This is a genomic window from Moorena sp. SIO4E2, from assembly GCF_010671945.1.
In the GTDB taxonomy this organism is placed as follows: domain Bacteria; phylum Cyanobacteriota; class Cyanobacteriia; order Cyanobacteriales; family Coleofasciculaceae; genus Moorena; species Moorena producens.
Genome location: NZ_JAAHIE010000059.1, coordinates 7198 through 11253, shown reverse-complemented (window position 1 = coordinate 11253; position 4056 = coordinate 7198). Strand labels below are relative to the sequence as shown.

General features: G+C 46.4%; 2 protein-coding genes and 1 pseudogene. All 3 read left to right on the top strand.

The annotated features are described in order from the left end of the window. Positions 1–147 (top strand): annotated as a pseudogene (locus F6K37_RS09530) (RNA-guided endonuclease InsQ/TnpB family protein); the annotation flags it as partial. Positions 148–353: 206 nt separating this feature from the next. Further along, positions 354–1226 carry a helix-turn-helix domain-containing protein gene (locus F6K37_RS09525; RefSeq protein WP_008183262.1) on the top strand — a complete coding sequence of 291 codons (873 nt, stop codon included), beginning with the start codon at positions 354–356 and terminating at the stop codon, positions 1224–1226. 335 nt (positions 1227–1561) lie between these two features. Further along, on the top strand, positions 1562–4056 hold a 2495-nt coding region (clpB, locus tag F6K37_RS09520), incomplete at its 3' end, for an ATP-dependent chaperone ClpB (protein ID WP_287249752.1).

The window sequence follows — 4056 nt, the reverse complement described above, 5'->3', positions numbered from 1 at the left end:
CGTGATTGGAACAGTGGTATCAACATTTTGAATCGTGGATTATTGGCGGTTGGACTGCCGCTCAATGGCTGCGGTAAATCAATACAGGATATTGAGGAACAGCAAGTCTCATTTGTGAATTTGAGAAGCCCACATCATAATCTTTGATTTGATGTGGGAGTAGTCACAAATAAGTATATTCATCTTATTTAGACTTGCTCCTGAACAATCACCCTTACAGCTTAGAAAGGCAATTGATGCTCAGCTATCTAATTCTTGTGGTACTATCACAATCTTGCTATCGCTTTTCACGTTTTTGCTGGAAACCGCCGCAACCTGAATATAATCAGAACTAGACGCACTGGACTTGGATGATGAAAAATCCTGCTATCCAACAGGCTGAAACCAATGGCTTATCCCAGAAGTCTCGCCAAACTCAAAGCTGGGAAAATATTCGAGTCCAACACTTCCAACATCCTGCTGGAGAGGGAAATTGTCATTACAATGATGAGCATACCCTTTCTATCTCCCTTGCTCCTCGTCCCGTTCGCTTGCTACAAATTCAGGCAGGCAAGAGCTACACAGGGCTGTATAAAAAAGGAGACATGTCCATTACCCCTGCCAAGACACCGTTTTTTGCTCGGTGGGACAGTGATGATAATTACTTGCAGATTCGGCTGAAATCTCAGTTTATTCAAAGTGTTGCTAGAGAAAGCCTTGAACAGAATCCCGATCGGCTAGAATTACTGCCAGAATTTCGGATTCGCAATCCACAGATTGAAGCGTCCGCAATCATGCTACTTACTGAACTTCAACAGGAATCTTCAGGCAGCACACTTTACATTGATTCTCTGGCTAACGTCTTGGCAGTCAATTTACTGAGGCAACACGCAGCTACCAAACCTCAGTTGCCAATTTACGAGGGTGGCTTACCCCTGCGTCAACTGCAGCAAATTATAGATTACATTGATACATATTTAGAGCGAGATATTAAACTGGCAGAATTAGCTCGATTGCTAGACATGAGCCAATTCCATTTCAGCCGTCTATTTAAGCAGTCAATTGGCATCTCTCCCTACCAATACTTGATACAGCAACGGGTAGAACGGGCGAAGCAGTTGTTGAAACAAAAAGACCGATTAATTGTAGACATTGCCTTAGAGTGTGGCTTCAACAGCCACAGCCACTTAAGCAAAAAGTTTCGAGAATTTACCGGCATGACACCGAAAGCATACAGAGCACATTAGTAAGCATATGCGCTACGCGCACGCGTGTGCGTTCAGCCGTCAGTTATAAGCTAATGCGCTACTTGAGGTGCTATCAGGTGCTTTAAGGATGAGTAAAACCAGCAGGGATTTTTAACCAGCCGTAGCAGTACCCCCCAGCTTGTTTACTACCGACCGTTGATTAGCTGACGGCTAAGGGCTGATAGCTGTTGGCGTAGCCTGCGCGTAGCGCATATGCTTACCAATCAAAATCTACCATTGATGAATTTCAAGCCAGACTTTCCGGATAGAGGGTGAAAGGGATTGCTATACTAACCACAGCATAGATGGTAAAAAAGCGAGATTTGTTGTAGGATATGCAGCCCACTGACGCCAACAAGTTTACAGATAAAGCCTGGGAAGCGATTGTTAAATCTCAAGATGTCGCCCGTCGCTGCAAAAATCAACAGCTGGAAGTCGAACACGTTGCGATCGCATTGTTGGAACAAGATGGGCTACCCAATCGGATTCTATCCCGTGTCACTGTTGATGTTAACCGGTTTCAGCAACAACTGGAAAATTTTGCGACGCGCCAACCTAAGGTCGCTAACCTAGACCAATTGTACCTGGGTCGTGGTTTGGATGTGATGCTCGATAATGCGGAAGCCTATCGCAAGACTTTGGAGGATGAGTATATTGCAGTAGAACATCTGTTACTGGGTTTAGCGGTGGATGAACGGGTAGGACGCCGCTTGCTCAAAACCCATAACCAGGATGCCGCCAAGCTCGAAGAGGCCATTAAAGCCATCCGAGGCTCTCAAAAGGTCACAGACCAAAATCCCGAATCCCGTTACGAAGCCTTGGAAAAATACGGGCGGGATTTGACCGAAGCCGCTCAAGCCGGAAAACTTGACCCAGTGATTGGTCGGGATGAAGAAATTCGTCGGGTGGTTCAGGTGCTCTCTCGTCGGTCGAAAAATAACCCAGTGTTGATTGGAGAGCCAGGGGTAGGAAAAACTGCGATCGCAGAAGGACTAGCCCAACGAATTGTGAATGGGGATGTTCCAGAATCCCTCAAAAACCGCCAGCTGATTTCCTTAGATATGGGCAGCTTGATTGCAGGTGCTAAATATCGGGGAGAATTTGAAGACCGACTTAGAGCTGTGCTTAGGGAAGTGACCCACTCAGATGGTCAAATTGTCCTGTTTATCGATGAATTGCACACCGTAGTCGGAGCTGGTGCTAGCGGTGGCACTATGGATGCAGGGAATTTACTCAAACCAATGCTAGCTCGGGGAGAATTGCGTTGTATTGGAGCAACTACCCTTGATGAATACCGCAAGCATATTGAAAAGGATGCTGCTCTAGAACGTAGGTTTCAGCAAGTCTATGTTAAGCAACCAACTGTAGAAGACACCATTTCTATTTTGCGGGGACTCAAAGAACGCTATGAAGTCCATCATGGGGTTAATATAACCGACTCAGCCTTGGTAGCAGCAGCTACCTTATCCCAGCGCTACATTACTGACCGATTTTTACCCGATAAAGCTATTGATTTGGTGGATGAGGCCGCAGCCAAAATCAAAATGGAAATTACCTCCAAGCCAGTGGAATTGGAAGCTACTGACCGCAGGCTGATGCAGCTGGAAATGGAAAAGTTATCTCTAGAAGGGGAAGATAAGCGAACCAGTACCACCTCCGCCACCTATAGTTCTGCCCAGGAACGGTTAGAGCGCATTGAAAAGGAAATTGTGGTTTTACGGGGAAAACAGGAACAACTCAATAAACAATGGCAATCGGAAAAGCAACTGTTACAAGACATCAGTGCCTTAAAAGAGGAGGAAGAACAGTTAAGGGTACAAGTGGAACAAGCGGAACGCAATTATGACCTCAATAAGGCAGCCCAGCTAAAATATGGCAAATTAGAAGCTTTACAGCGGGACCGGGAAGCTAAAGAGAGTATGATGTTGGAACTCCAATCCGGGGGTAGTGCTCTGTTGCGAGAACAAGTCAGTGAATCCGATATTGCTGAAATTGTGGCCAAATGGACAGGTATTCCCCTGAAACGATTGCTGGAATCAGAGCGCCAGAAGTTATTACAGCTCGAAGGACATTTACATAAACGGGTGATTGGGCAAACAGAAGCCGTTTCTGCTGTAGCTGCTGCCATTCGTCGTGCTAGAGCAGGGATGAAAGATCCCGGGCGTCCCATTGGTTCCTTCTTGTTTATGGGACCAACTGGGGTCGGTAAAACCGAATTAGCTAGAGCGTTGGCACAGTTTCTGTTTGACAGTGAAGAAGCTCTGGTGCGGATTGATATGTCCGAGTATATGGAGAAACACGCAGTTTCTCGGTTAGTAGGTGCCCCACCAGGATATGTAGGGTATGAAGAAGGAGGACAACTGTCAGAGTCCGTGCGTAGGCGTCCTTACTCAGTAGTATTGCTCGATGAGGTGGAAAAGGCACACCGGGATGTATTTAACATTTTGTTACAGGTACTTGACGACGGACGAATTACCGACTCCCAAGGCAGAACCGTCGATTTCCGGAATACCATTATTGTCATGACCAGCAATATTGGCAGTGAGCATATTTTGGGAGTAGCTGGGGATGATTCCCAGTATGAGGAAATGCGCAAACGAGTGACGGAGTCTTTGCGATCGCATTTTCGCCCAGAATTTGTGAACCGGGTCGATGATGTGATCATATTCCATACCCTAACCCGGGATGAATTGCGGAAAATTGTCGGGATTCAACTCAAACGGATTGAGCGGCTGTTGGCAGAGCAAAAGATTACCCTGGAAATGTCCGAGCAAGCTCAGGATTATCTCACCGACGCTGGATATGACCCCGTCTATGGTGCTCGTCCCTT

What these genes read in the sequence shown, in the direction of transcription:
- F6K37_RS09525 (WP_008183262.1), top strand. Translation starts at nt 354, where the DNA reads ATGAAAAATCCTGCTATCCAACAGGCTGAAACCAATGGCTTATCCCAG.